This is a genomic window from Glaciimonas sp. CA11.2 (genome assembly GCF_034314045.1).
GTDB lineage: Bacteria > Pseudomonadota > Gammaproteobacteria > Burkholderiales > Burkholderiaceae_D > Glaciimonas.
This window is the reverse complement of sequence record NZ_JAVIWL010000001.1, coordinates 2,306,136-2,330,865: the sequence shown is the minus strand read 5'-3', so window position 1 is coordinate 2,330,865 and position 24,730 is coordinate 2,306,136. Positions and strand designations below refer to the sequence as shown.

The window sequence follows — 24,730 nt, the reverse complement described above, 5'->3', positions numbered from 1 at the left end:
CCAATGCATGCAAACTCTTGGCTATCTGGATGAGAAATCATGGCAGCCAGCGTTGCCAACAAGATCTTGACCGGCAGTGTAGGCAAGATCGATGCCTCGCCCAGGCTGGCGCAGTGGCGGTTGGACGTGGCGTCAATCTTTTAAGGCCGCAGTATGGCTTGCTGCCCAAACGCAATGTCAGTTATGTGGATGCGTCCTGAATCATACGGACAGCCGGGCGCGGCACGCTATCGGGTGACTGAGCGCTTACATTTATTTCACACGCATCACTTTGACGAAAACGCCATACACCAGCCGCTAAGATTGACCGGTCCTGCCACAATTTTACAAGTGCCAGTAACTGTATCTGGGGTGGACAAAGGCCTGAATGCAGCGCAGTCGGCGCACCTTTGACCATCCCTGGGATGATCTTGATAATTAAGCATTCCCTTACTCGCGGACCCCGCATTTGCGCACCGCGAGTAAATCGCGATAGGAATAATAACGATTGAGCCCAACATCACAGTGCTTTGACGGAGCATACTCCGGCGCGATATTGGTTTGGTCTTATTCATGGCTTCTGCTCCCGATGTAATATCCAAAACGAGACTTGCTTCCCTAAATAGATTGGGCTTGCGCGAAGTGGGAAGCGACTGATGCTTGATAGTGCTTCTTAAAACATTAACCACGCGTAAAGGTAAAGGGTATTGTTGTCTTTAGCGTCCCTGAGCGTCGCGTCGTAATTAGATTTGGCCCCGTTGAACTTGGTGTAGCCCGTATACTGGAGTCCCAGTCGGACGTTCGCCTGAGGATCCCAATCGAATGTGTAGTGCGGCCAATAATTTAGTTCGACGATATACCCTCTTGTATCCGGCTTCCCATTAGTTGTCCCAAATCTTAAGAAGTCGGCGTCCCCTGCAACATTGAACCCGGCGACCGTAAAACCATAAGTCCGGTCTAGAAGGTAGGTGATCTTGGCGCGGGTAGAACGTTGGCTCGAACTGGGATTGTCATTTCTGTTGGGGAATCCGGATCGCCACTCCGCTTTTTCTTTGATCGTGGAAGCTTGAGCGGTGACGATATGGTGGGCATCTTTACTAAAATATTGGTATTGCGCGTCGAACCCCAGATCGCGGAATTGGTCCCCGGGGTTGATTCCATCCTGCCCTTTTAAGGAGACTGTTGTTCCAAAGTGGCCGACTGTTAAATTCTGGTTTTCATCGCCGAACGTATAGGTGATGCGCCAATAAGGATTAGACCCCGATAGCGATACCCTCTGATTATCGGGAGTGCCCGCGCGCAAGACCGAAAGCGGACCTTTCGCCGTCTGATAGGAGGTCGCCTCCAGATACAGCGAATCAAGCACGTATGCATATGCCCCAATCCCGGCGACCCGCGCACCCGATTCAAGAAACGTTGGAACGCCACGACCTGGGGCTGCAAGACTCGGGCTATAGTACGGATAGCTCCAGGCAGGTGTGGTATTCCAGACATCTTGAACGGTAGGGTTGTTATGCAATGTCACACCAAAAAACGTCGGTTTTTCATCTGTCCCAGCCATTTTCACAAAGCGCAGATCGGTGTTATCAAGCGCACTGTGCCCTGAAAAATTCCGGTTGTCCGATGTGCTGATGTTGTTGTAGGTCCATTGGATGAAACCCCCGGCGTTGTCGCTAAATTTGCCGCCAGAAAAGAGGCTGATAGCCTCTGCGACAAATTCGCGATTTTTCCCGAAAAGCTGATCGCCGGTCGATTTGTCAGTATTGTTTTTAATCGAATTAGCCGAAACGATCGCCATCAGAGAAAGTGGAATCTTCTCGCGTTCTCCCAGCGTATAGCCTCCCAGCTTAAATTTTCGGCCAAAGGGCGTTAGCTCAGGGTAAATAGTGTGACAGGACGCACACTTCAGACTTGTTTGTCTCGCAAAAAGAGGATTAGCTGCAACATCAGGTATAACTCCGTAAGCAGCAATTAAGCATAGCGCGACAGCGATGTGCTTTAAAATTACATGCGAATTATTCATTATGAATCCCCTTGGCGAGCGTCAAGTACCCTTGGCTATGAAGCGCGACGGTTGTCATCGTATTTTTTTATGAATCAAACATTAAACCAAGTGACCGCGTGTGATAAGGGGGGGATGTACTACATTTCATGGAGAGTATTCCCGCGATGCCCAAGAGAACTTGAAGCTGGTCGTCGCGTTGGCTTTGTCGCATTAACAGAGAAAAATCGGACTGCTCGTAGTTTTTTGATCCAGCTTCAAACCGAACGGATTTATCCTGCCAAAGCCTAAAATTGATCGGCAAACGACATCATATTTTCTGCTGTGACGATCATCTGTTCATTGCGAATCATGTGCATGAGTTTGATGCCGGCCAGTACGTTTTGAGCGGATCGCATTGATTTAAAATTTCGCATCGTTTGGTCGCGCGTTTGATAGCCCGATGGTGCTGCTCGAACACATTGTTGAGGTATTTGACCTGTCGAACGACAATCCGAATTTCTCTGCCAGCATTGATCTCATTGATCGCATTGATCGCCGCTTGGTTGGTACCGCTTTTATCCATCGTGACTTTTTCAGGAGCGCCATGCGTGTGCATGGCCTTGTCGAAAAGACGTTGTGCAGCCACTTTGTCTCGTTTGGCGGTCAATAGAAAGTCAATCGTATTGCCTTCCTTGTCCATGGATCGATAGAGTCACTTCTAGACACTTTTGACTTCAATATAGGTCTTATCCCTTCGCTAGCCTCTACCAACTGGACGCTTGTATTTGCGGAATGCTTTTTCCAGCAGCGGTAAGAATTTGATCGCCCAACGATTGATCGATGAGTGATCAACAACCACGCCGCGTTCTTTCATCATTTCTTACAGGTGGCGGTAACTCAACGGGTAGGCTGCGTACCAGCGGACGCAGACCAAAATCACGTCGATTGGAAATCGCATTCCGTTAAATTTGAGCATCTCGATTCGTCCATTACTCAGGGACCCAGTAGTTTGCCTGATCGGCACGCAGGTTTGGATAATGCGACATATATGGACGCCCTCAGTTTGCCAAGCATTAAATCGATGATGAGTATAAGGGTAAGATTGCAGCTATATATTCGGACTTTCATTGAGGTTTGCGCCTCTGTCCCTGATGGAACTTGCTGGCCAGGTCCTAATCAGAACCACGCGCTCGAAGCGCATGTCGCATTACAGGTTTTCCTGACCACGGTCTAACCTGGTTTGCCATCACTTCATCTCCAATTGAAGCCACTAATGCCGTGGTAGTGATGGGACCTATTCCAGGTATTTCTGCAAGTTTTCTGCTCATTTCTGAAGAACGGTGCCATTGTTGAATTTTCTCATCCATTTCATCGACCTGTTTATCCATGTCTTTCAAGTGATCATATAAATGTTGTAGCAGATCTCGAAAGCTTGCCGGCTAATCTGATTTTTCCCTGAGTTCCGGGAGGCGCCGGGCGATGTTCGCAATTGCTTGCAGAATAACTATGCCGAACTCCGACAACAATCCGCGAATTTGGTTTGCTTGAGCCGTTCTCACTTTGATAAAAGACTGACGCACTCGGTGCAATGACAGAACAGCTTGTTGTTCGTCCGTTTTTATTGGAACGAAGCGCATATTAGGTCGAGAAACGGCCTCGCAAATTGCTTCTGCATCGGCCATGTCATTTTTATTGGTCTTGACATAGGCCCACACAAATTGAGGAGCCATCAGTTTCACAGTATGTCCCATCCCGGTCAGCTTCCTGCCCCAGTAATGTGCGCTGCCACACGCTTCCATTCCAATCAAACACGGTTGCAGTTTAATAAAGAACTCAGCCATTTTTACGCGATCTAGTTTCTTTCGAAGCACGGCATTTCCATGATCATCGACGCCATGAACTTGAAATACATTTTTTGCTAAATCGATTCCAATCGAAGTCATCTTCATTTTGGACGCTCCTTTTATTTAGGGGTAATACTCCCATGTTGGCACGTTGCCGTTTGAAAGAGTGCGTCCATTCCATTGGAGCCATCGCGGGACGTTGATCCTTTTTTGTGTCAATTATTTTCCTCAAAAAAGGAGGAAAAAAAAGGCCTATAACCGCAATATATAGTTGTTCGCCTATGAGCCGAAATAATCCTAATGGAAACGTCCTGATCACATTTTGTCAGGACATTTTGAGGCAACTTATTTGTCCTCAAACTACGGCAACAGGTTCTGGATGTTTTTCAAGCGCGGTAAGATTTGTCAATTTTTTTACTTATATACTGCAAGCACTTTGGCGTATTGACAATATGTAAGCATTAGCATCAAACACTTTAAGCTATTTGACTAAGCCAATTCACGTTGACCATCTCCGTTTCACCGCCGCGCTGACACCCCAATTATTACCACCAATACTTTATTCCTGAGGCACCACCGTCAACGCGCCACTCAAGTCGCCCATCGCCACTCCGCCATTCGCCACTAACGCTGCGTCTCGCGCTTTCAAACCATCGAGTTCCACCAACCCGTAGCGACGCGTAATGAAGCGCAAGATGGATGCAGTGTCGTATTGGGTGTGATCGACGAAACCCTTCCTTACATAGGGCGAAACGAGAATTGCAGGTAGACGCGTGCCCGGCCCCCAACGGTCGCCCTTTGGCGGCGCAACATGATCCCAGTATCCACCGTTATCATCATAGGTCACTACGATCAGCATATTCTTCCATTGTGGGCTGGCCTGCAATTTGGCGATCACATCGGCGATATGTGCATCGCCTTCGGCGACGTTGGTGAAGCCGGAATGTTGAGTCAGATTTCCTTGCGGTTTATAAAAGGAAACCGGCGGAAGTTTTCCTGCTGCGGCATCCTGTAAAAAAGAGGCGTCAAAATCCTTCATATGACTGGCGCGTTCGACAGCGCCGTTGGCGGTCGCCGGATCGAAACGGCGATAATAATTAAACGGTTGATGAGGGGGCTAAAAATTGATTTTTCCAGCATAGATGACATTACGAGGCGCTCTTGATGCGTCAGCCAATGCGGCGTTCCACGCGCCGGAATACCAAGCCCATTTGATACTTTTGACAGATAGTTGATCGCCAATGGTCCGTTGTGTTTGCGCAGGCAATGTCGTTGCCTTGTTGGCGTCAGCATAGGTGGACGTCGCGTCCGCGCTGGCCGCATTACCGCTTGGCTGATACAACGGTTGCATCGTATTGACGGCATAAAACATCCCGGACGCATCCTTCGGCGTGAGTGTGCCGTCCTTTAAGTAGACCGGCGCACCGTTCAGCACAGAAGTAGGATTGCCAATGCCGGGAGTCAGTCGCACCAGGTTGCCACTGGCATCCACCTCGACAGCTGAAATGCTGTTTTTGGCAGGCGAAGTGGCGTTATCGGCATCTGGATAAGTCGGTGCGCAGGCACAAATCAGATATTGATGATTGAGGAACGAGCCACCAAATGCACCCATGAAAAAACGATCGGCGAGTGTATATTTTTTCGCCACATCCCACAGTTTCATTTTGCTGCCATCGTAGTAACCCATGCTGAGAGCGCCGGCATCCGAGTAGGCCGCAAACAGATTGTTCTTGCCACCATTGATTTGCATCTGATTGTTATAAAAACGATGCACCAGATCACGCGTGATCACTGACAAATCGGCAAATACGAGTCCGTTGACGTTGTCAATTTGAAACGGCTTGTTCGGTAAGTTGGCTGTCTGCGCTTGCGTAATCACGGTAGTCTGACCTGCCGCAGTCATCCCGCCCCAACTTGGCGGCAATACAGGGAGCGTATTACCATCGAAATCTTTTTGCGGGTAAGCTGCAGTACGCGAACTCGGATTAACGCCAGGAATACCATCAGCGCCGGGAAATAAACCATAGAGATTATCGAAACCGCGATTCTCGGCATAGATCACGACGACAGTTTGTATGTTGCGCATCGCCAGCGCTTTATTAATTGTATCCCCGATCGGAGTGTTGTCAGCGGTGGCCGTCGGTGCAGCGATCACGGATGTTATCACCGCCGTGACTGCCTTATTTTCCGCATGAATTTTTGCTGCGATTTCACCAGATAGATGATTGAAATCACCGGTAAGATAGGCGGGATCAATAGTTAATTTTGCGGCCAATTTTTTGCTGGCATCCGCAAAATTGCCGCCATTGGTGTCCATCGCTGCGGCAAGTTCAGTTGATATTGCGCTGACAAAGCGCGTGTGTCCTGATGGCGCACGAAAAATGAATGTGCGGCCTGCTTCGTTACCTAGATCACCGGGCACGTCGTGTTCGATCGCCGCATTATCAATCATTACCACAATCGGAAGCACCGCAGATCCGGGAAGCTTAAACGATCCATCCGTACCTGTTTTAACAATCACGGAGCGCGCATCGCAGGTCGCTTTTTTTACTTTATCCTCAAAGCAAACCCGTGCATTTTCATAGTACCCACCGATGACCTGACCAGTCGTGGCATCTCCGGAATTACCACCCAAGATACCCGCTGAGGCAGTGTTGACAATCCCGCTGCAAGGGCTCAGACCACACGACAAAATAGCCAGCGATAGACACAACCTGGGTGAATAAAAAAATGCATTCATCACATTCCTAAAGCCACAAAACAACCCATAGCATTCCCTAATATGTCAACTATATGAATTCGCTGATGCTAGAAGTATTTTTCTAGCACGTCAATTACATGAAATACCAGCTATATAGGTGCCACACGAAATGATATACGGGTACCCCGTTATCGTTGACGTGAATCCAAAGATATCCAATCAGTACCAACTCCACCACGCAAAAAATCTGGCTACATCGTTAAACCAATGCATTGGCACGAGCATGATGTGCGGTATAAAGGTTTTAATCGGCATTGGCATCCGACAGGAACCGCGTTGGCAACGAGCCCAGCAACTACCACAGTAACGCAGACAGCACCCGCATCACTGGTGGTTGCAGTTAAGTGATTGCCGTTGTTAGCAATAGTGTTGCAGTAAGGTCGACCATCTTGCTCTAGGTCCGTGCGGGTAAGGTTGCCATGTTGATCGTATTGATAACCTTACGTATTCGAGTTTGTGGACGCCTCGGTAACGCTGAAGCAACAGAGGGGGCGATCCAGATTATCATCCCCAAAGCACTGTTTCAGGTCGGCGACCGTTTTACCGGTTTTTCCAATCACGGCGCCGCTATGTTGCTATCGCAAAGTATTATTAACAACTCCCTACTCCTGAGGCACCACAGCCAACGCGCCACTCAAGTCGCCCATCGCCGCTCCGCCATTCGCCACTAACGCTGCGTCTCGCGCTTTCAAACCATCGAGTTCCACCAACCCGTAGCGACCCGTAATGAAGCGCAAGATGGATGCGGTGTCGTATTGCGTATGGTCGACAAAACCCTTCCTTACATACGGCGAAACCAAAATTGCAGGCAGACGCGTTCCGGGTCCCCAGCGGTCGCCCTTTGGTGGTGAAACATGATCCCAGAAACCACCGTTTTCATCATAGGTCACGACGATCAGCATATTCTTCCATTGCGGGCTGGCTTGTAATTTGGTGATCACATCGGCGATATGGGCATCGCCATCGGCGACATTGGCGTAGCCGGGATGTTGATTCAGGTTACCTTGCGGTTTATAAAAAGACACTGGCGGGAGTTTTCCCGCTGCGGCATCTTGTAAAAAAGAGGCGTCAAAATCCTTCAGATGACTTGCGCGTTCGGCAACGCCACTGGCGGTTGCCGGATCGAAACGGCGATAATAATTAAACGGTTGATGATGAGGCTGGAACTGAATTTTGCCTGCATAGATGACGTTGCGGCGCGCACTCGATGCGTCAGCTAACGCGGCATCCCATGCGCCAGAATACCAGGCCCAGTTGACACCTTTTGCAGATAGTTGATCACCAATGGTGCGCTGTGTTTGCGCAGGTAATGTCGTCGCTTTGCTGGCGTCAGCATAGCTTGACGCGGCATCAGCGACGGCGGCGTTACCGCTCGGCTGATACAACGGTTGCATCGTATTGACAGCATAAAACATTCCGGACGCATCCTTCGGCGTGAGCGTGCTGTCCTTTAGGTAGACCGGTGCACCGTTCAGTACAGAAGTAGGATTGCCAATGCCGGGAGTCAGTCGCAACATGTTGCCTTGGGCATCAACATCAACAGCCGAAATATTGTTTTTGGCTGGAGAAGCGGCGTTATCAGCATGCGGATAAGTCGGCGCGCAGGCACAAATCAGATATTGGTGATTGAGAAAGGAGCCGCCAAATGCGCCCATGAAAAAACGATCGGCGAGCGTATATTTTTTGGCGATATCCCACAGTTTCATTTTACTGCCATCGTAGTAACCCATGCTTAAACCGCCAGCATCCGAGTAGGCCGCAAACTGATCGTTCTTGCCGCCGTTGATTTGCATCTGATTGTTATAAAAACGATGCACCAGATCACGCGTGACCACTGACGAATCGGTAAATACGGGGCCGTTCACGTCGTCAATTTGAAACGGCTTGTTCGGGAAGTTGGCTGTCTGCGCTTGCGTAATCACTTTTGTCTGACCTGCCGCAGTCATCCCGCCCCAACTCGGCGGCAACGCAGGCAGCGTATTACCGTCAAAATCTTTCTGTGGATAAGCAGCAGAACGCGAACTTGGATTAACGCCAGGAATACCATCGGCACCGGGGAATAAACCATAGAGATTATCGAAACCCCGATTCTCGGCATAGATCACGACGACAGTCTGTATATTGCGCATCGCCAGCGCTTTATTGAGTGTGTCCCCTATAAAGGCATTGACAGCGGTGGCCGTCGGAGTTGCGATCACGGATGCTATCACCGCCGTAACCGCAGTATTTTCAGCGTGAATTTTTGCTGCATTCTCACCAGAAAGCTGATTGAAGTCACTCGTCAAAGTGGCGGGATCTATAGTTAATTTTGCGGCTAATTTTGTGCTGGCGTCCACAAAATTACGACCATTGGTGTCCATCGCTGCGGCAAGTTCCGTTGATATCGCACTGATAAAGCGCGTGTGTCCTGATGGCGCACGAAAAATCAATGTGCGGCCTACTTCATTACCTAAATCACCAGGTACTTCATGTTCAATCGATTCATTATCGATCATGGCCACGACTGGAAGCACCGCAGAGCCGGGAAGCATGAACGATCCATCGCCGCCTGTTTTAACAATCGCGGACCGCGCATCACAGGTGGCTTTTTTTACCTTATCTTCAAAACAAACCCGTGCATTTTCATAGTAGCTGCCGATTACCTGCCCAGTGGTCATATCACCAGGATTGCCACCCAAGTTGCCCGCAAAATCAGTATTGCCAATGCCTGTGCAAGCGCTGAGCCCAAACGACAAAATCACTATCGATAGCGACAACTTGAGTGGATAAAATAATGGGTTCATTACATTCCTAAAGCGACAAAAAAAGCCATCGTAATCTTCTAATATGTCAACGTTATGAATTAGGTCGCATGAGAAATAATATAATATCAAAATTACAATTAAGTGCAACTAATTACAACTATCACTCTACGCACCGGATATGATCAATAGTGTCATATTAGGATAGTAGGGTAGGCCGTCATATAACAGTCACAGGAAAATGATAATCTTGCACTCCATCAACATGGACCGAGAACCGAAAGATGTTTCAATCAGCACCAACTCCGCCGTGCAAAAATATCTGATGACATCGTTAAAGCCATGTATTGGAACTAGCTGGTTGCGTGGCATCGCCGTTTTAATCGTCATTGGCATCGGACCAAGTGCCGCCTTGGCGACTAGCTTGGCATCCAACACCGTAAATCAGACAGCGCCCGCTTCGCTTGGAGCCGCCTATGCGCCAAACATTAAGAAGCAACCCAGCGTCGCAGCGATGACTGCGTTGGGCCGTGTGATGTTTTTTGATCGCACATTATCGGCCTCGGGCAAGCTATCTTGCGCCTCTTGCCATAGTCCCGATCACGCCTTTGGACCACCGAATAATCTGGCGGTCCAGTTGGGCGGCAAGAAAATGGCAACGTTGGGAACCAGGGCGGTCCCCTCTCTGCGCTATCTGCAAAACGTCCCGGCTTTTACTGAACACTTTTATGACAATGACGGTGACGATAGTATCGATGCCGGTCCAACCGGTGGTCGTAACTGGGATGGTCGTGCCTCTTCAGCGCACGATCAGGCGGCGATTCCCTTGTTGTCAGCCCACGAAATGGGTAATCTCAATCCGGCCGCTGTTGTAGAGAAACTGAAAAAATCTTCCTACGCTGTATTGTTCCGACAAACGTTAGGTCAGGATATTTTTGATCATCCGCAGAGCGCGTTCACACAAGCAACAATGGCACTGGAAATCTTTCAGGAAAGCCCTGCAGATTTTTATCCCTACAACAGCAAATACGATGCATTTCTACGCAATCAAACAGCGCTCAACAAACAGGAATTGCGTGGTCTGGCCCTATTCAATGATCCCGCCAAAGGTAATTGCGCGTCTTGTCATATCAGCGCGATCAAACCGGATGGCGGATTTCCGCAATTTACTGACTATGGTTTGATTGCGATCGGCGTACCGCGCAATATGCACATCCCGTCGAATGCTGATCCGGCATTTTTTGATATGGGTTTATGCGGGCCTGATCGGACCGATTTGCGCGACAAAACAGAATATTGCGGACTATTCAGAACACCCTCGTTGCGCAATGTGGCTACGCGCAGAGTTTTTTTCCATAACGGCGCTTTCAAGAGTCTGGAACAGGTGTTGAAATTTTACGTCGAACGCGATACCCAACCGCAGAAATGGTATCCCCGTGGAAAGAATGGTCAGGTTATGAAATTCAATGATTTGCCGTTGCAATATCACGCTAACGTCAACGTTGAGCCGCCATTCGATCGAAAGATCGGCGGAAGTCCAGCGTTAACTGATGCTGAAATCAAGGATGTCATTGTGTTTTTGAAGACACTGAATGATGGTTTTACAGCCTTGGCTGTAAAGAAATAATTATGTGCATCAATTGATCACCAATTCATTACCTGGTCACCAATGTTCAAAATTTCCGTCCAAGGCAAAACAATTCAGCGCCTCTAACAATGCTGTCGCCATATCGGGATGGAACGGATTATGGCCAGCACCCACGACCATGCGCAAGCGGCTTCCTGCTATTCGCGCATGCAATCTAACCGCATTGTCGGGATCGCATATCCGATCATCCTGGCCTTGCAGGATAGCAACCGGAAAACTGCTTAAACTGGCCGCTGCGTCCAGCAAATCTGCCTCATTCAGGAAGCAATGATTGATCAGGTAATGTGCCTGAATTCGATAGCGTTGCGTCAGCTTCTCCACCTCAACATAATCAAAATTGGCTTCAACGATCACCTCAGGCTGATCCTGGCTTGCCTCGTAGCGATGCCATGCTTGCGCCAGCACCGACACCTGTGAACCGTCGGTTGAAAACTGGTCCGCGATATAGGGTAACAACTGCGATCTTTCATGCGCCGGTACGTGCGCGGCAAACGTCTCCCACGCTGTATCCGCGATATCAGGGCGGGGTTGAAAAAACCGATCAATATCACTATTTCCCGCTAGAAAAGGCGCACGTAACACCACACCAAGCAAGGTTAACGGCCAACGTTGGGCGTAAGCCAGCGCCAGACAAGCGCCCCACGAGCCGCCGCCTAAAAGGATTTTCCCTAGGCCGCAACGGTGACGCAGTGCATCTATATCTTGTAGTAGCCGTTCGGTATTGTTGTAATTGGTTGCGCCAGTTGGCGTGCTGCGACCACAACCACGCTGATCGCACAGGATCAGCCGATAGACCGACGGATCGGCAAATAGTTGGTGGCGTGGACTACTGGCGCTACCGGGTCCGCCGTGCAACCAAAGCAGCGGAATGCCGTCAGGATTGCCATATTGCGCAAACCAAAGGCGATACCCTTGTCCGACGTCAAGATAGCCTTCATCAAAAGGACTTTGTAACGGGAAGAAAGTAGAGGCGGTCATGCCGCTATTCTAACGGCGCGGCGTGACATTGCAATAGACACTTTGCCGACTGAACTGTCGCCTCGCTTTCTTCACCGTGCGGTGATTAGTGGGATACCGCTTCTTCCACCAGCGTAGTAGCCAGTAATTTTTTAATCTCAGGAACACAAGATCCGCAGTTCCCGCCAGCCTTGAGACAAGTCGTCACTTGCGTCACCGTCGTCAATCCTTGCTCACGAATAGCACTGCAAATCGTATTACGCCCAACCCCAAAACACGAGCAGACAGTCGGTCCCGCATCTGCCCCTTTTTCAATTGGTTGCCCGATCAAAAGGCCGACGCGATCTGCATCTTCAAGATAGTCTTTTGCGAACAAACTCGCCAGCCAGGCTCTTGATGGAAGATCTGGTCGCGGAGAAATAAATACGCAAATATCAATCCGATCATCCACCAGATGCGCTGCCCGATACACGCCTGCGGTGGTATCGGCGTATTCTAGCCAGTCAGCATCAGGATCGGCGATTTTTAATAATTCACGCGTCCACTGTCCATGGTCGTTGATAATATTTCGACCGGCGAATTCATACCGCGCAAATGTGCGTCCCTGAATCCGCGTCCAGTGTGTCACGCTATCCAAGTCCAGCTCCTTACGACTGAGAATAAAGCCGTGCCAGGCGACCGGAAAATCATCGACTCTGACGGGTGTATTTTTGAACTCTGGTTCGCCGGAAACCGGATCAACCACGGGATTGACCACGGCACCAATACGCGCATCGGATGCGGACTGATTACTCCAGTGAATGGGTACAAAAATGCTGCCACGGGCGATACCGCCGCCATGTTGCACCCGGGCCACCATCGCACCCCACTTTGATGAAACACGCGCCAGACTGCCTTCACGCACGCCGTATAACAATGCATCTTGCGGATGCATGTCGATAAAAGATTCCTGCACATGATCAGCCAGTTTTGCTGATTTCCCGGTACGGGTCATTGTGTGCCACTGATCGCGCACACGACCGGTATTCAGGTTAAGCGGAAAGTCTTCATCCGTCGCATGCATCGGCGCGCGCGGTGGCGTGGCGATAAAGCGGGCCTTGCCATCCGGGTGGGAATAACGGTTATCTGCAAACAGTCGTTGAGTACTGATCAGCTCACCTGCCGCGTCACGCGACACTGGCCATTGGATAGGCTGCAAAGCGTCAAATTGCGCTTTATCCATGCCGGTCAGGCCAGCGATATTAAACACTCGCGGCGTGACATCGCCTGCGGCCGAGCCATTAGCAAAAGTGCTTAAGCGTGCATGCTCATCAAAAATTTCGTGCGGGCTGCTGAAATCAAATCCGCCAAACCCCATGCGCTGTCCTACATCGCACAATACTTGCCAGTCGGCGCGGGCTTCTCCAGGTGCGGTCAAAAATGCACGCTGACGCGAGATGCAGCGCTCTGAATTGGTTACTGTCCCGTCTTTTTCACCCCAGCCCAAAGCGGGTAACAGCACGTCAGCAAACGCATTGGTGTCGGTTTTTTCAATGATATCGGAGCAGACCACGAGCTGGCATTTGGACAGGGCGCGTTGCACCTGATCGGCATCCGGCAAGCTGACCATCGGATTGGTGGCAATAATCCACACCGCTTTGACTTTACCTTGTTCGATTGCCTGGAACAGATCAACCGCTTTCAGTCCGACCTTATCGGCAATCTGGGGCGAATCCCAGAAGGTCTGAACCGTGCGGCGATGGGCCGGATTATCCAGATCCATGTGCGCAGCCAACATGTTCGCCAGCCCACCGACTTCACGACCACCCATTGCGTTGGGTTGGCCTGTAATCGAAAATGGTCCCATGCCGGGCTGACCGATACGTCCGCTGATCAGGTGACAATTGATAATGCTGTTGACTTTGTCGGTGCCGGACGACGATTGGTTAACACCTTGCGAAAAAGCAGTGATGACTTTTTTTGATCCGGCAAATAGCTGATAAAACGTTAGCAAATCTTGGGGGTCAAGTTTGCATATCTTAGCGACGGTGAGCAGATCAGGGCTGCTGGCTGCGGCGGCGGCAAGCGCCTCGCTGGAACCATTAGTGTACTCATCAACAAAGCCGCTATCGGTCATGCCGTTATTTGCCAGATAGTGCAGCAATCCATTGAACAACCAGACATCGGTTCCTGACTTGACCGGCAGATGCAAATCGGCAGACTCGCAGGTCGCGGTGCGGCGTGGATCAATCACGATCAGTTTCATATCTGGTCGAGATTCTTTGATTTTGGTAATGCGCTGAAACAGGATGGGATGACACCAGGCGGTGTTCGACCCAACCAATACCACCACGTCAGCCAGTTCCAGATCTTCGTAACACACCGGCACCAGATCTTCACCAAACGCACGCTTATGCCCCGCTACCGCTGATGACATGCACAGACGCGAATTGGTATCGATATTGGCGCTGCCGATATAACCCTTCATCAGCTTATTGGCGATGTAATAATCCTCGGTCAGTAGCTGACCGGATACGTAAAACGCCACCGCGTCCGGGCCGTGACGGGCGATGATGTCATTGAATCCCGACGCTACTTTATCCAGCGCCTGATCCCAGCTTGAACGCTGCATCAAATTGGTGACGGCGTCCCTAATCTGCGGATAGAGAAGGCGGCCCTGAAGATCAACCGTCTCATCCAATGCCGAACCTTTGACGCACAAACGCCCTTTATTCGCAGGATGCGCAGCGTCTCCTGTGACGCCGATTTTTCCATCAGCCAGCACTATAGCGGCAACACCACAGCCGACACCGCAGTAAGGGCATGTCGTGAATACGCTTTTTGGTATCAGGTCGCCTTTGAATGCCTCAAGAGATGACAGCGCAGATGACAGCGCAGATGACAGCGGAGGCTGGGAGAGATTCACGGGAGATTCCTCATCAAGCGGCCTGGACGCATAGCGCCTGGCCGAATAGTAATTGATTGCGCAGCGAGGAGACATCGGTCTTGTTTTGAATCAAATCAAAATACCACGGACCATCTTTCACATCTCCGTATAGTACCGCTCCCACGATCTGATTGCCTTTCAATACCAATCGTTTATAGATACCGCGACGTGGGTCGCGCAGCACTAGATCTTCGCTACCATCACCACCAATAAAATCGCCAGCAGAATACAGATCAACGCCGGTTACTTTGAGCTTGGTCGCGGTCGCTTGCTGGATATAACGACGATGACCAGCACCGGCCAGATGCGCACCGCACACCCGCGCCTGATCCCAAATCGGCGCGACCAAACCAAACGTCGACAAGCGATGCTGGACGCATTCGCCAACTGCATAAATCCGTGGATCATAGGTTTGCAATGTATCGTCAACCACAATCGCGCGATCACAATGCAGAAGGGCTTTTTTCGCGAGGGCAATATTGGGTCGCACGCCTGCCGCCATGACGACCAGATCAGCCGGTATCTCACTACCATCTTTAAAACGCACGGCTGTCACCCGCTCGGACCCCAGGATTTCGCTGGTATGCGTATCGAGCATGATGCGCAAGCCCTTTAATTCCAACGCTTTTTTCAGGAGCGCAGATGCTGGCTTGTCCAACTGTTGATTCATCAAACTATCACACACGTGCACTACGGTAACGTCCATCCCCTGACGCAGCAATCCGTTGGCGGCTTCCAGACCCAGCAAGCCGCCGCCGATCACGACCGCATGGCGATGATCACGTGCGGCTGCCAGCATAGTTTCTACATCCTGAATATCTCGAAACGCAATCACGCCCGGCAATTGATGTCCCGGTACAGGAATAATAAAAGGGGTGGAACCGGTAGCCAGCAACAGTCGGTCATACGAGACCTCAAGACCTGCGCGCGAACGCACAAGGCGACGACGCCGATCAATCATCTCAACTGGATCACCGGCATGCAACGTAATATTATTTTCCTGATACCACTCGCGTGTATGCAACATAATGTCTTCCACACTTTTATCGCCAGCGAGCACGGGCGACAATAATATGCGGTTGTAATTGCCATACGGTTCGGCCCCGAACACGGTAATGTCGTACAAATCCGGTGCCAGCTTTTGTAACTCTTCAACCGTGCGCATACCAGCCATGCCGTTACCGATGACCACCAGCGATGGTTTTGTTCGATTAGCCTGCTTGCCTGGTGTTGTGGTCATACGCCGACCCACACCTTTCCGTCGACAACCCGCGTCGGATAGGCGCTGACCGAGTGTTCTGGAGATTCCAGGCATTCTCCGGTTTGCAAATCAAAGTGTTGCTTGTACATCGGCGATGCTACGACGATACGCTCACCAAGATTGCCGACCATGCCACGCGACAAAATCGATGCCTGAGAATGGGGATCAAAATTACTAATCGCGAATACACGGTCTTCACCGTCAATGACATGAAACAGCGCCACTTGCGCGCCGTTGATCAATGCACACACACCTGTGTTTGGTAAGATCTGGTCGAGTTCGCAGACAGAAATCCAGTTATCCAGCTGCCCCAATTGGGTATCGCTATGCATATTTATTCTCCTGATTTCAATGGGCGAGCAATCAGACCGTCTCTGCAAGCGCAGCCACTATCGGAATAATCGGAATCACACGGGCCGATCGCTCAACTAACGTTGCCGGACGAATCTGTCCGCGTTCCTCCATAAAGACGACGTTTTCATCAACTTGATCGGTGTTGACGAAATGGCGAAAACGCTTACGTGTTTCTGGATCGTTAACCGCTTTTTTCCATTCACATTCATACGTATCGACGACTGCCTGCATTTCTGCTTCCAGGTCGGCTGCAATGTGTAGCTTGTCTTGCAAGACCACTTCTTTCAGATAATCAAGACCGCCCTCAAGATTGTCGCGCCAGACACTGGTGCGTTGCAGACGGTCTGCGGTGCGAACATAGAACATCAGGAACCGATCAATAGTCTGAATCAGCGTCGCCTTATCCAGATCGGAGGCCAATAATTCAGCGTGCCGTGGCTTCATGCCGCCATTGCCGCAGACATACAGATTCCAGCCTTTTTCGGTGGCGATAATCCCGACATCCTTGCTTTGCGCTTCGGCGCATTCGCGAGTACAACCGGATACGCCAAATTTTATTTTGTGCGGTGAACGCAAACCTTTGTAGCGATTTTCCAGCTCAATTGCCAGACCCATACTGTCGTCCACACCATAGCGACACCAGGTTGAACCGACACATGATTTAACGGTACGCAGCGACTTGCCGTACGCATGACCTGATTCAAAACCTGCTGCGATCAATTCTTCCCAGATCGGCGGCAATTGCTCAACCCGGGCGCCGAACAAGTCGATGCGCTGACCGCCAGTGACTTTGGTGTATAGGCCGTATTTTTTTGCGACCTGACCGACTGCGATTAGACCATCGGGCGTGACCTCGCCACCAGCCATACGTGGCACGACAGAATAGGTACCATCCTTTTGAATATTACCGAGGAAATAATCGTTCGAATCCTGCAAGCCAGCGTGTTCTTTTTTGAGCACAAAATCGTTCCAGCAAGAAGCCAGAATACTGGCAGCTACCGGTTTGCACACATCGCAACCCAAGCCTTTTCCATGCTGACTGATCAATGCATTAAAAGTCTTGATGTTGCCGATTCTGACGAGGTGATAAAGCTCCTGACGGCTGTAGGGAAAATGTTCGCAAACATGGTTGTTAACCGCCAGACCTTGCTTCTTCATTTCTGACTTCATGATCTGCGTGACGAGTGCCACGCAACCGCCGCATGAAGTACCCGCCTTAGTACAACTTTTCAGGTCGCCGATATTCGTTGCGCCGCCACATACTGCTGCGCATAAATCACCTTTGGAGACGTTATTGCACGAGCAAATTTGTGCCGCATCCGGCAACGCATCGACACCCAAACCAGGCTTGGCGTTACCGTCGGCTTGCGGCAGAATCAGGAACTCAGGCGCTTCGGGTAGTTCTATGCGGTTCAGCATCATTTGCAACAGCGTGCCATATTCGCTGGCATCACCAACCATCACGCCGCCTAGCAAAAATTTACCGCAATCGGAGACGACGATCTTCTTGTAGATTTGCTTGCGTTCATCGGTGAAATGATACGAACGGCTACCGGGAACATTGCCGTGCGGATCGCCAATACTGGCAACGTCGACGCCCATTAATTTGAGTTTAGTGCTCATATCGGCACCGTTGAATTCGGCGTTTTCGCCCAGCAGATGTTTGGCTGCGATACGTGCCATGTCATAACCTGGCGCGACCAGACCAAAAGTCTTTCCGTTCCATAGTGCGCATTCGCCAATCGCGTAGATATCAGGATCACTGGTCAGGCAACTATTGTCGATCACGATGCCGCCGCGCTCGCCCACTGCCAGCGCACTGACACGCGCCAATTCATCACGTGGACGAATACCGGCAGAGAACACGATCATGTCGGTATCAAGATGGCTGCCGTCAGAAAAGTTCATGCGGTGTGTGCCGGTCTCGCCATCGACGATTTCGACTGTATTTTTTTGCGTATGCGCGGTGACGCCAAGGTCTTCTATCTTGGCGCGCAAAACACGTCCACCGCCCTCATCGACTTGCACTGCCATCAGACGTGGTGAAAATTCAACCACGTGCGTTTGCAGATTCATGTCGCGCAAGGCTTTGGCACATTCCAATCCAAGCAAACCGCCGCCGATAACGACGCCGGTTTTTGAGCGACGACCACATTCAAGCATCGCCTCTAAATCTTCGATAGTCCGATACACAAAGCAATCTTTGCGATCCTTTCCAGGCACCGGTGGCACAAAAGGATAAGAACCGGTAGCGATGACCAGCTTGTCGTAAGGCAGCGTTTCACCGGTACTCACTGTCACCGTTTTGGCAACACGATCAATGACGCTGGCCTTGGCATTCAGTTTGAGCAAAATATTATCGCGCTCAAAAAAACCGTCAGGAACCAATGACAAATCCTCTGCTGATTTTCCAGAGAAAAATTCTGACAAGTGTACCCGGTCATATGCTGGGCGTGGCTCTTCGCACAAGACGGTTACTTCCAGATGTGGAGCGCCACTGTCAGCCAGGCTTTCCAGAAATTTGTGGCCCACCATGCCATGACCAACGACGATAATTTTCATGATCTGCGGCTCCTTAAGCGGCCAGGGTGTTGCTGTCGAGGACTTGCTCGGTGGCATTGTGTGCCGCGCTAAAGCGAATCGCGATGGCGCACAGTGCGGAGACTGTGACCAAAATACCCAGCACACTCAAGGTGCTTTGAACGTCGCCCAAACCCTTCATCAAAAACCCCGCCAAAACCGCTCCGACGTTTCCACCAGCGCCGATGATGCCCGCTACGCCGCCCAATGCTTTACGGTCAATAAACGGCACTAATGCATACGTTGCGCCGCATGCCATGTGGGTGAACAGGCCGAAAGTCAACATCGCGCAGATCGCCAACGTCACACTATTTGCATGTGAAAACCAGAGCAGGCCCAAACCTTCGCCAATCATCATGACGAACAGCAACGTGGCACGCGTATTGAGGTTGCCGCGTAAAGCCACTTTGTCGGATAACCAGCCACCCAAAGCACGGGCGAACAATGCGAGCAATCCAAAACTTGCTGCGGCCATACCGGCGCTTTTCAATGACAGACCAAAATGATCAACGTAGTAGATGGCAGCAATATTGTGAATAAAGATTTCTACACCGAAGCAAGCACCGTAGGTGACAAATAGAAGCCATACACGGTAGTTAAGACTGGCAGCACGGAAACTTGCCCAGCCGCCTTTTTTGCCGCCTTCTACCGTAATGCCTTTAGCGCGCAACTCGGCATAATTACCTTCAGGACAATCTTGCGTATAGCGCCAGTACACGCCACCCATGATCACCATCAATACGCCCGGCACCAACAGCGCAAGGCGCCATCCCATGGTTTCGCTGACGCCGAGCATTAACACCGCGGCCAACAACAATGGCATCAATGCTTGCGCAGCACCACCGCCGACATTACCCCAACCGGCGGCAGCAGCATTGGCAGTCCCGACGACGTTCGACGCAAACATCACTGAGGTGTGATATTGCGTAATCACAAAGCTGGCACCCACCGCACCGATGCATAAACGGAAGAATAGAAAACTTTCATAACTTTGCGAGAACGCCACGCCGAATACCGGAATCGCTCCTAGCAGCAAAAGACCGGTATACGTTTTACGTGGGCCGTAGCGATCACACATTGGCCCGATAATTAAACGAACCAAAATCGTCACGGCGACTGCGGCAATATTAATGTTGGCGATTTGCCCGATAGTTAAACCGAATTGGCCCTTAATAACGGGCATCAAGGGTGCACAGGCAAACCATGCAAAGAAGCAAGCGAAGAAAGCCATCCAGGTCAGATGGAAGGCGCGCATTTGCGGCGTACTAAAACTAAAAAGTTTGATGCTGGTAGCTTTGCTGGTCATGATCTTTTTCCCATAAAAACAAAAAGGCGCCCACTTAGCTCGGTAAAAATACCTAGCTAGGTGGACGCCGTTGTCCTGGCAGATCCTTCTTTAGATCTGCGTAATAGTTGATAGTACGGAATCATCATTGACTCTGTTAATCACTACTAAGCAAATCTTATGCCAATATGAATTGGCCTTGACCGTAACGGTTTATCGAAGATTGATAAAGAATTGAAGACGGGAATGCGCTATTTTAATTTGATGCGCATCCAATTGGTGCGGCACCGCATTTTTTTGGGGAGGGAATAATCTTATCCAAATAATATTAATTATAGGAATAGCTTTATTCACCCGTCCTATCGAATAAGTTGCCCCTTCAAAAAAAGGGGTAACCTATTAAGCTGCCCGCTGCCGACGAGGCTTTATGTCTAAAACCGTTGCTTTGTCTGAAAAAGCAGTGGCAACCGAATTACTGAAAAAATCAACTGCTTGCTGCAACGGGGTTGGCAAACGTGATTGAATCAGCCAGATATCGAGGACCGACTTAAAGTCGCTAATATTCATGATATCCAATTGATCGCGGTGCGCACTGCGCTCCAGTTGCGGGACTGGCATAAAACCCAAACCAAGTCCGGCGGCAACCAGACCAAGTTGAAGATCAGCGCCGAAAGATTCCAGGCCAACCTTGAACGATAATCCCTGACCGATCAGCGCCCGTTGTAACACCGCACGAAAACCGCAGCCATCCGGACTTAAGACCCAACCAATATCATGACAGTCTTTTAGTTTATAACTGCGTTTTGTCATCATTCCCTTCGCCGCAACCACCACCAATTCAACACGTCCTAATGTCTCACCAATAACATTATCAGGAAGCACCTTAGTGGAAGGAAACAGCGCTGCTGCGGCATCCATCTCGCCGTTGGCGACCTTGGCAACTAATTGCGTTCCCCATCCGGTCGATACCTGCGTGCTCAGTTCCGGATAAGTACCTTTGAGTTGCTTAAGTGCATCCAATAGAACAACGTCGCCGATGGCTTGTGTAATACCAAGGCGAAAAGTACCGACGGGGGCAACTTCAGTTCCCACCATATCGCGCAGCTCTTCAACTTCGCGCAGTACGACGCGGCACTGTTCATACACCACTTTTCCCATGGGATTGGGGCGCGGTGGTTTAGTGGTGCGATCAAGCAGTTCAACACCCAATTCTTCCTCGAAGTTTTGTACGCGGCGAGTGATCGCAGACTGCGTTAGTTGCAATGCTTCTGCAGCTAAGCTAATGGATTGACATCGCACGGTGGCGACAAAAGCGTCTATATCATCTATTTTCATAATAAATTGACTCGTACCTCTTCAGAATTTATTCCTAAGTTTAATAGAAAAGCGGGCATTTAGTTTGCACGATAACCTCTTTTCTCTTCAAAAAACGCACTTTAATATTGTCATATTATCTAGTTTTTATTGAGTTTCCAAAATGACCACAACACTAATGGGTGATTAGATGCGTTATGGCACATTACGTTCCCGCGCAAAATTTTCTTTGGTGATCGGCCGCATATCGACATACGGAATTATTCGTTGGGATTACTAAGACGATCCTTTAGCCTGACTCTTTACACTTACGTCAGCTTTGTCAGGAGCCACTATGAGCATCGAATTCATCGGTATGATCGGTCCGAAAAAAGTATCTGAAATTCATCCGGCACAAGGACCGGCGCTGGATCCGGATTACATCGCACGCTTTGCACAAGCGCATGAACAATCAGGTTTTGATCGGATTTTGATCGCGCAGCACTCATCCGATGCCGATCCATTTTTGGTGACATCCCACGCTGCCGCTGCCACGAAAAAAATCGGTTTTATGCTTGCCCACCGTCCCGGCTTTATTGCACCTACAATGGCAGCGCGCAAGTTCGCGACGCTTGATCAACTCAGTGGTGGACGATTGGCGGTACATATTATTTCTGGCGGTGACGATGAAGAGCAGCAACGCGATGGCGATTTTTTATCCCACGATGAACGCTATGCGCGCACTGATGAATATCTCGGCATTTTGCGCAAAGTGTGGACCAATGATCAACCGTTCGACCATGCGGGAAAATATTACCGATTCAAAAATAGTTACTCTGAAGTCAGGACAGTACAAAAACCGCATATTCCCATTTATTTTGGCGGGGCTTCACCACCCGCCGTGCAGGTCGCGGGCAAACATGCCGACGTGTATGCGCTATGGGGAGAAACCCATGAACAAGTACGAGACATCATTCGCCAAGTCAGCGCGGAAGCGGAAAAACACGGTCGCAAACCACGCTTTTCTGTGTCATTCCGCCCCATCCTGGCAGATACGGAAGAGGCTGCATGGGCACGCGCTGAAAGTATCCTGGCGGAAACCAGGCGTATTCGTAAAGCCAGTGGTTTAAGCAGCGCATCGGGTGATTCAAAACAAAGCGAAGGTGCGCGGCGTCTGTTAGCGACAGCGGAACGCGGCGATCGTCACGATAGATGCCTATGGACCGCGATTGCCAAAGAAATTGGTGGGCGATCCAATTCAACAGCGTTGGTCGGGACGCCGGAACAGGTTGCCCATGCGCTGCTAGATTACGTTGATCTTGGTGTGTCGACATTTTTGATCCGCGGCTTTGATCCATTGGAGGATGCTATCGATTACGGCCGAAAATTGATACCGCTAACACGGCAACTAGTTGCTGCACGCAGCGCCGATCGTATCGCTCAACGAAAGCAGAAGTAAATGTCTAATCTATTCAGTGTTCGCTTGCAACGTTTCATCGGACTTAGCTTGATGACGCTTGGTCTTGCAGCCACTTCACTGGCATCAGCGGGCGATGTACCGGCCAGAATACTACTCAAGGTAGCGGATCAGAAAGGCGGCTTAAGATCGCAACTGGAAGCCGCCGGTGAACTTAAAAATCTGCCCTATGACATCAAGTGGTCGGAGTTTGTGGCCGCAGCGCCGTTACTGGAAGCTTTAAATGCTGGCGCAGTCGACGTCGGCTACGCAGGTGATGCACCACTGGTATTTGCCTTGGCGGCTGGCGCACCGCTCAAAGCGATAGGAGTGAACAAATCAGATCCCTTTGGTACAGCCATTATTGCCAATGCAAATTCTCCACTTTCCGGCCCGGCCAGTTTGAAGGGAAAACGCATCGCTACCGGAAAAGGCTCCATTGGTCACTATCTGACGCTGGCCGCGCTTCAATCTATTGGCCTCAAGGCCAGTGATGTTTCTTTTAGATTTTTGTCACCAGTTGACGCCAAGACGGCGTTAGCTGGCAATTCCGTTGATGCCTGGGCGACATGGGAGCCTTATACGGCAACGGCTGAACTGACTGACCACGCGAAAATTGTTGTGAATGGGCGCGGCTTGTCAGCCGGGCTTAGTTATCTGATCGTCCATGAGGACGCCATCAAACCCAAACACGCTGCACTACAGGATCTGCTGCAACGCCTGGTGCGATCTCAACGTTGGTCTAACGATCATATAGATGCCTATTCCGCGTCATTAGCCGAACTTATTGGTGTACCAAAAGAAGTAGCCAAACTATCCTGGGAGCGGCGACAGGGCAAATGGATACCGATTGATGATACTGTGATCAAAACCCAGCAACATACTGCCGACGTTTATGCGGAAGCGGGTATCATCCAGCATAAGATCAGTGTTTCCAATGGTTTCGATCGTAGTTTTCCGCTACAGAAATAAGGCGTGTCAGCATGTCTCCACTGTCAAACTCAATAAATATCGGAAAAAATAACGCGCCGAACGTAGCCCGTCTGCGGGGTTTTATCGGGGAACTGGCGGAATTGCTTGACCGCAGACCCTCGGAGGCCGAGATTTTGCGCGATGGCGGCGCGTTGTTGCGACAGCTTATCGCTGTCGACGACTGGCTACCGCCTGCATTCGCGCTTCCAAATCCAGAACGGTATCAACAATTTTTGCTCCACGTAGATTCGCGTGAGCGCTTTTCGATTGTGAGCTTTGTCTGGGGTCCCGGACAAGCCACACCAATTCATGATCATACCGTATGGGGATTGATCGGCATGTTGCGGGGCGCTGAATATTCGCAAAGCTATCAGCCAGATAAAGATCGGGATGGTCGCTTCACCCCCGTTGGCGCGCCAACCCATCTATTGCCGGGAGATGTCGAGGCCGTCTCGCCCACGATCGGCGATATCCATAAAGTACAGAATGCGTTCATCGACCGGCCATCCATCAGCATCCATGTTTATGGTGCGAACATCGGCGCTGTGCAACGCTCGGTCTACACGGAAGATGGCGGCACCAAACAGTTTATTTCGGGCTATTCCAACACACTATTACCCAATATTTGGGATCGCTCTGCTGAATCCAACAAAATGCAACAAAACTCAATAACCATTTAAATAAATTCA

The 24,730-nt window shown here is 50.3% G+C and carries 14 protein-coding genes and 3 pseudogenes; 4 read left to right on the top strand and 13 right to left on the bottom strand.

The window, feature by feature from the left end:
* Positions 1–266: 266 nt before the first annotated feature.
* From RGU75_RS09940 to acpA (RGU75_RS09915), 6 genes and pseudogenes are all read right to left on the bottom strand, one after another.
* The gene (locus tag RGU75_RS09940; RefSeq protein WP_322240403.1) at positions 267–425 is read right to left on the bottom strand and encodes a high-potential iron-sulfur protein; all 159 of its coding nucleotides are present in this window, start codon (positions 423–425) and stop codon (positions 267–269) included.
* Positions 426–652: 227 nt separating this feature from the next.
* Positions 653–2,002, bottom strand: a complete 1,350-nt coding sequence (locus RGU75_RS09935; protein WP_322235459.1) for a cytochrome C — start codon at positions 2,000–2,002, stop codon at positions 653–655.
* Between the two features lie 266 nt (positions 2,003–2,268).
* Positions 2,269–2,939, bottom strand: a pseudogene (locus RGU75_RS09930) (IS6 family transposase).
* Positions 2,940–3,159: 220 nt separating this feature from the next.
* Positions 3,160–3,912, bottom strand: a pseudogene (locus tag RGU75_RS09925) (IS110 family transposase); the annotation flags it as partial.
* Positions 3,913–4,366: 454 nt separating this feature from the next.
* Positions 4,367–6,547: pseudogene (acpA, locus tag RGU75_RS09920) on the bottom strand (acid phosphatase).
* 623 nt (positions 6,548–7,170) lie between these two features.
* The gene (acpA, locus tag RGU75_RS09915) at positions 7,171–9,351 is read right to left on the bottom strand and encodes an acid phosphatase (RefSeq protein WP_322235457.1); all 2,181 of its coding nucleotides are present in this window, start codon (positions 9,349–9,351) and stop codon (positions 7,171–7,173) included.
* Between the two features lie 283 nt (positions 9,352–9,634).
* Here acpA (RGU75_RS09915) and RGU75_RS09910 point away from each other — a divergent pair, with 283 nt between their 5' ends.
* Complete coding sequence (locus RGU75_RS09910; RefSeq protein ID WP_416186860.1) at positions 9,635–10,936, top strand: cytochrome-c peroxidase; 1,302 nt, start codon at positions 9,635–9,637, stop codon at positions 10,934–10,936.
* Between the two features lie 36 nt (positions 10,937–10,972).
* Here RGU75_RS09910 and RGU75_RS09905 read toward each other — a convergent pair whose 3' ends face one another.
* From RGU75_RS09905 to RGU75_RS09875, 7 genes are all read right to left on the bottom strand, one after another.
* Entirely contained in the window at positions 10,973–11,935 is a 963-nt protein-coding gene (locus tag RGU75_RS09905; RefSeq protein WP_322235452.1) for an alpha/beta fold hydrolase, read from the bottom strand.
* 85 nt (positions 11,936–12,020) lie between these two features.
* Positions 12,021–14,819: a nitrate reductase gene (locus RGU75_RS09900; protein WP_322235449.1), complete on the bottom strand. Its 2,799-nt coding sequence runs from the start codon at positions 14,817–14,819 to the stop codon at positions 12,021–12,023.
* A 13-nt stretch (positions 14,820–14,832) separates the two neighbouring features.
* A complete protein-coding gene (locus RGU75_RS09895; RefSeq protein ID WP_322235447.1) occupies positions 14,833–16,080 on the bottom strand; it encodes an NAD(P)/FAD-dependent oxidoreductase in 1,248 nt (415 codons plus the stop codon).
* The gene (nirD, locus tag RGU75_RS09890) at positions 16,077–16,433 is read right to left on the bottom strand and encodes a nitrite reductase small subunit NirD (protein ID WP_322235444.1); all 357 of its coding nucleotides are present in this window, start codon (positions 16,431–16,433) and stop codon (positions 16,077–16,079) included. The genes RGU75_RS09895 and nirD overlap by 4 nt, the downstream gene beginning before the upstream one ends.
* A gap of 31 nt (positions 16,434–16,464) precedes the next feature.
* Positions 16,465–19,017, bottom strand: a complete 2,553-nt coding sequence (gene nirB, locus RGU75_RS09885) for a nitrite reductase large subunit NirB (RefSeq protein ID WP_322235441.1) — start codon at positions 19,015–19,017, stop codon at positions 16,465–16,467.
* Between the two features lie 13 nt (positions 19,018–19,030).
* Positions 19,031–20,341, bottom strand: coding sequence for an MFS transporter (locus RGU75_RS09880; protein WP_322235439.1), 1,311 nt, complete (start codon positions 20,339–20,341; stop codon positions 19,031–19,033).
* Between the two features lie 378 nt (positions 20,342–20,719).
* Entirely contained in the window at positions 20,720–21,655 is a 936-nt protein-coding gene (locus tag RGU75_RS09875) for a LysR family transcriptional regulator (RefSeq protein ID WP_322235438.1), read from the bottom strand.
* A gap of 313 nt (positions 21,656–21,968) precedes the next feature.
* Between RGU75_RS09875 and RGU75_RS09870 the strand changes: the two genes are divergently transcribed.
* Genes RGU75_RS09870 through RGU75_RS09860 form a run of 3 tightly spaced genes read left to right on the top strand, consistent with a single transcriptional unit; the run spans position 21,969 to position 24,721 of the window.
* Positions 21,969–23,072, top strand: a complete 1,104-nt coding sequence (locus RGU75_RS09870) for an LLM class flavin-dependent oxidoreductase (RefSeq protein ID WP_322235436.1) — start codon at positions 21,969–21,971, stop codon at positions 23,070–23,072.
* Positions 23,073–24,041 (top strand): ABC transporter substrate-binding protein, encoded by a 969-nt coding sequence (locus RGU75_RS09865; protein ID WP_322235434.1) that lies wholly within the window; start codon positions 23,073–23,075, stop codon positions 24,039–24,041. It abuts the gene before it with no gap.
* 11 nt (positions 24,042–24,052) lie between these two features.
* A complete protein-coding gene (locus RGU75_RS09860; RefSeq protein WP_322235431.1) occupies positions 24,053–24,721 on the top strand; it encodes a cysteine dioxygenase in 669 nt (222 codons plus the stop codon).
* Positions 24,722–24,730 lie beyond the last annotated feature (9 nt).

Bases quoted from the DNA above. Each gene is read 5' to 3' on its own strand.
- RGU75_RS09940 (WP_322240403.1), bottom strand. From the start codon at position 425: ATGCTTAATTATCAAGATCATCCCAGGGATGGTCAAAGGTGCGCCGAC.
- RGU75_RS09935 (WP_322235459.1), bottom strand. From the start codon at position 2,002: ATGAATAATTCGCATGTAATTTTAAAGCACATCGCTGTCGCGCTATGC.
- acpA (WP_322235457.1), bottom strand. From the start codon at position 9,351: ATGAACCCATTATTTTATCCACTCAAGTTGTCGCTATCGATAGTGATT.
- RGU75_RS09910 (WP_416186860.1), top strand. From the start codon at position 9,635: ATGACATCGTTAAAGCCATGTATTGGAACTAGCTGGTTGCGTGGCATC.
- RGU75_RS09905 (WP_322235452.1), bottom strand. From the start codon at position 11,935: ATGACCGCCTCTACTTTCTTCCCGTTACAAAGTCCTTTTGATGAAGGC.
- RGU75_RS09895 (WP_322235447.1), bottom strand. From the start codon at position 16,080: ATGACCACAACACCAGGCAAGCAGGCTAATCGAACAAAACCATCGCTG.
- nirD (WP_322235444.1), bottom strand. From the start codon at position 16,433: ATGCATAGCGATACCCAATTGGGGCAGCTGGATAACTGGATTTCTGTC.
- nirB (WP_322235441.1), bottom strand. From the start codon at position 19,017: ATGAAAATTATCGTCGTTGGTCATGGCATGGTGGGCCACAAATTTCTG.
- RGU75_RS09880 (WP_322235439.1), bottom strand. From the start codon at position 20,341: ATGACCAGCAAAGCTACCAGCATCAAACTTTTTAGTTTTAGTACGCCG.
- RGU75_RS09875 (WP_322235438.1), bottom strand. From the start codon at position 21,655: ATGAAAATAGATGATATAGACGCTTTTGTCGCCACCGTGCGATGTCAA.
- RGU75_RS09870 (WP_322235436.1), top strand. From the start codon at position 21,969: ATGAGCATCGAATTCATCGGTATGATCGGTCCGAAAAAAGTATCTGAA.
- RGU75_RS09865 (WP_322235434.1), top strand. From the start codon at position 23,073: ATGTCTAATCTATTCAGTGTTCGCTTGCAACGTTTCATCGGACTTAGC.
- RGU75_RS09860 (WP_322235431.1), top strand. From the start codon at position 24,053: ATGTCTCCACTGTCAAACTCAATAAATATCGGAAAAAATAACGCGCCG.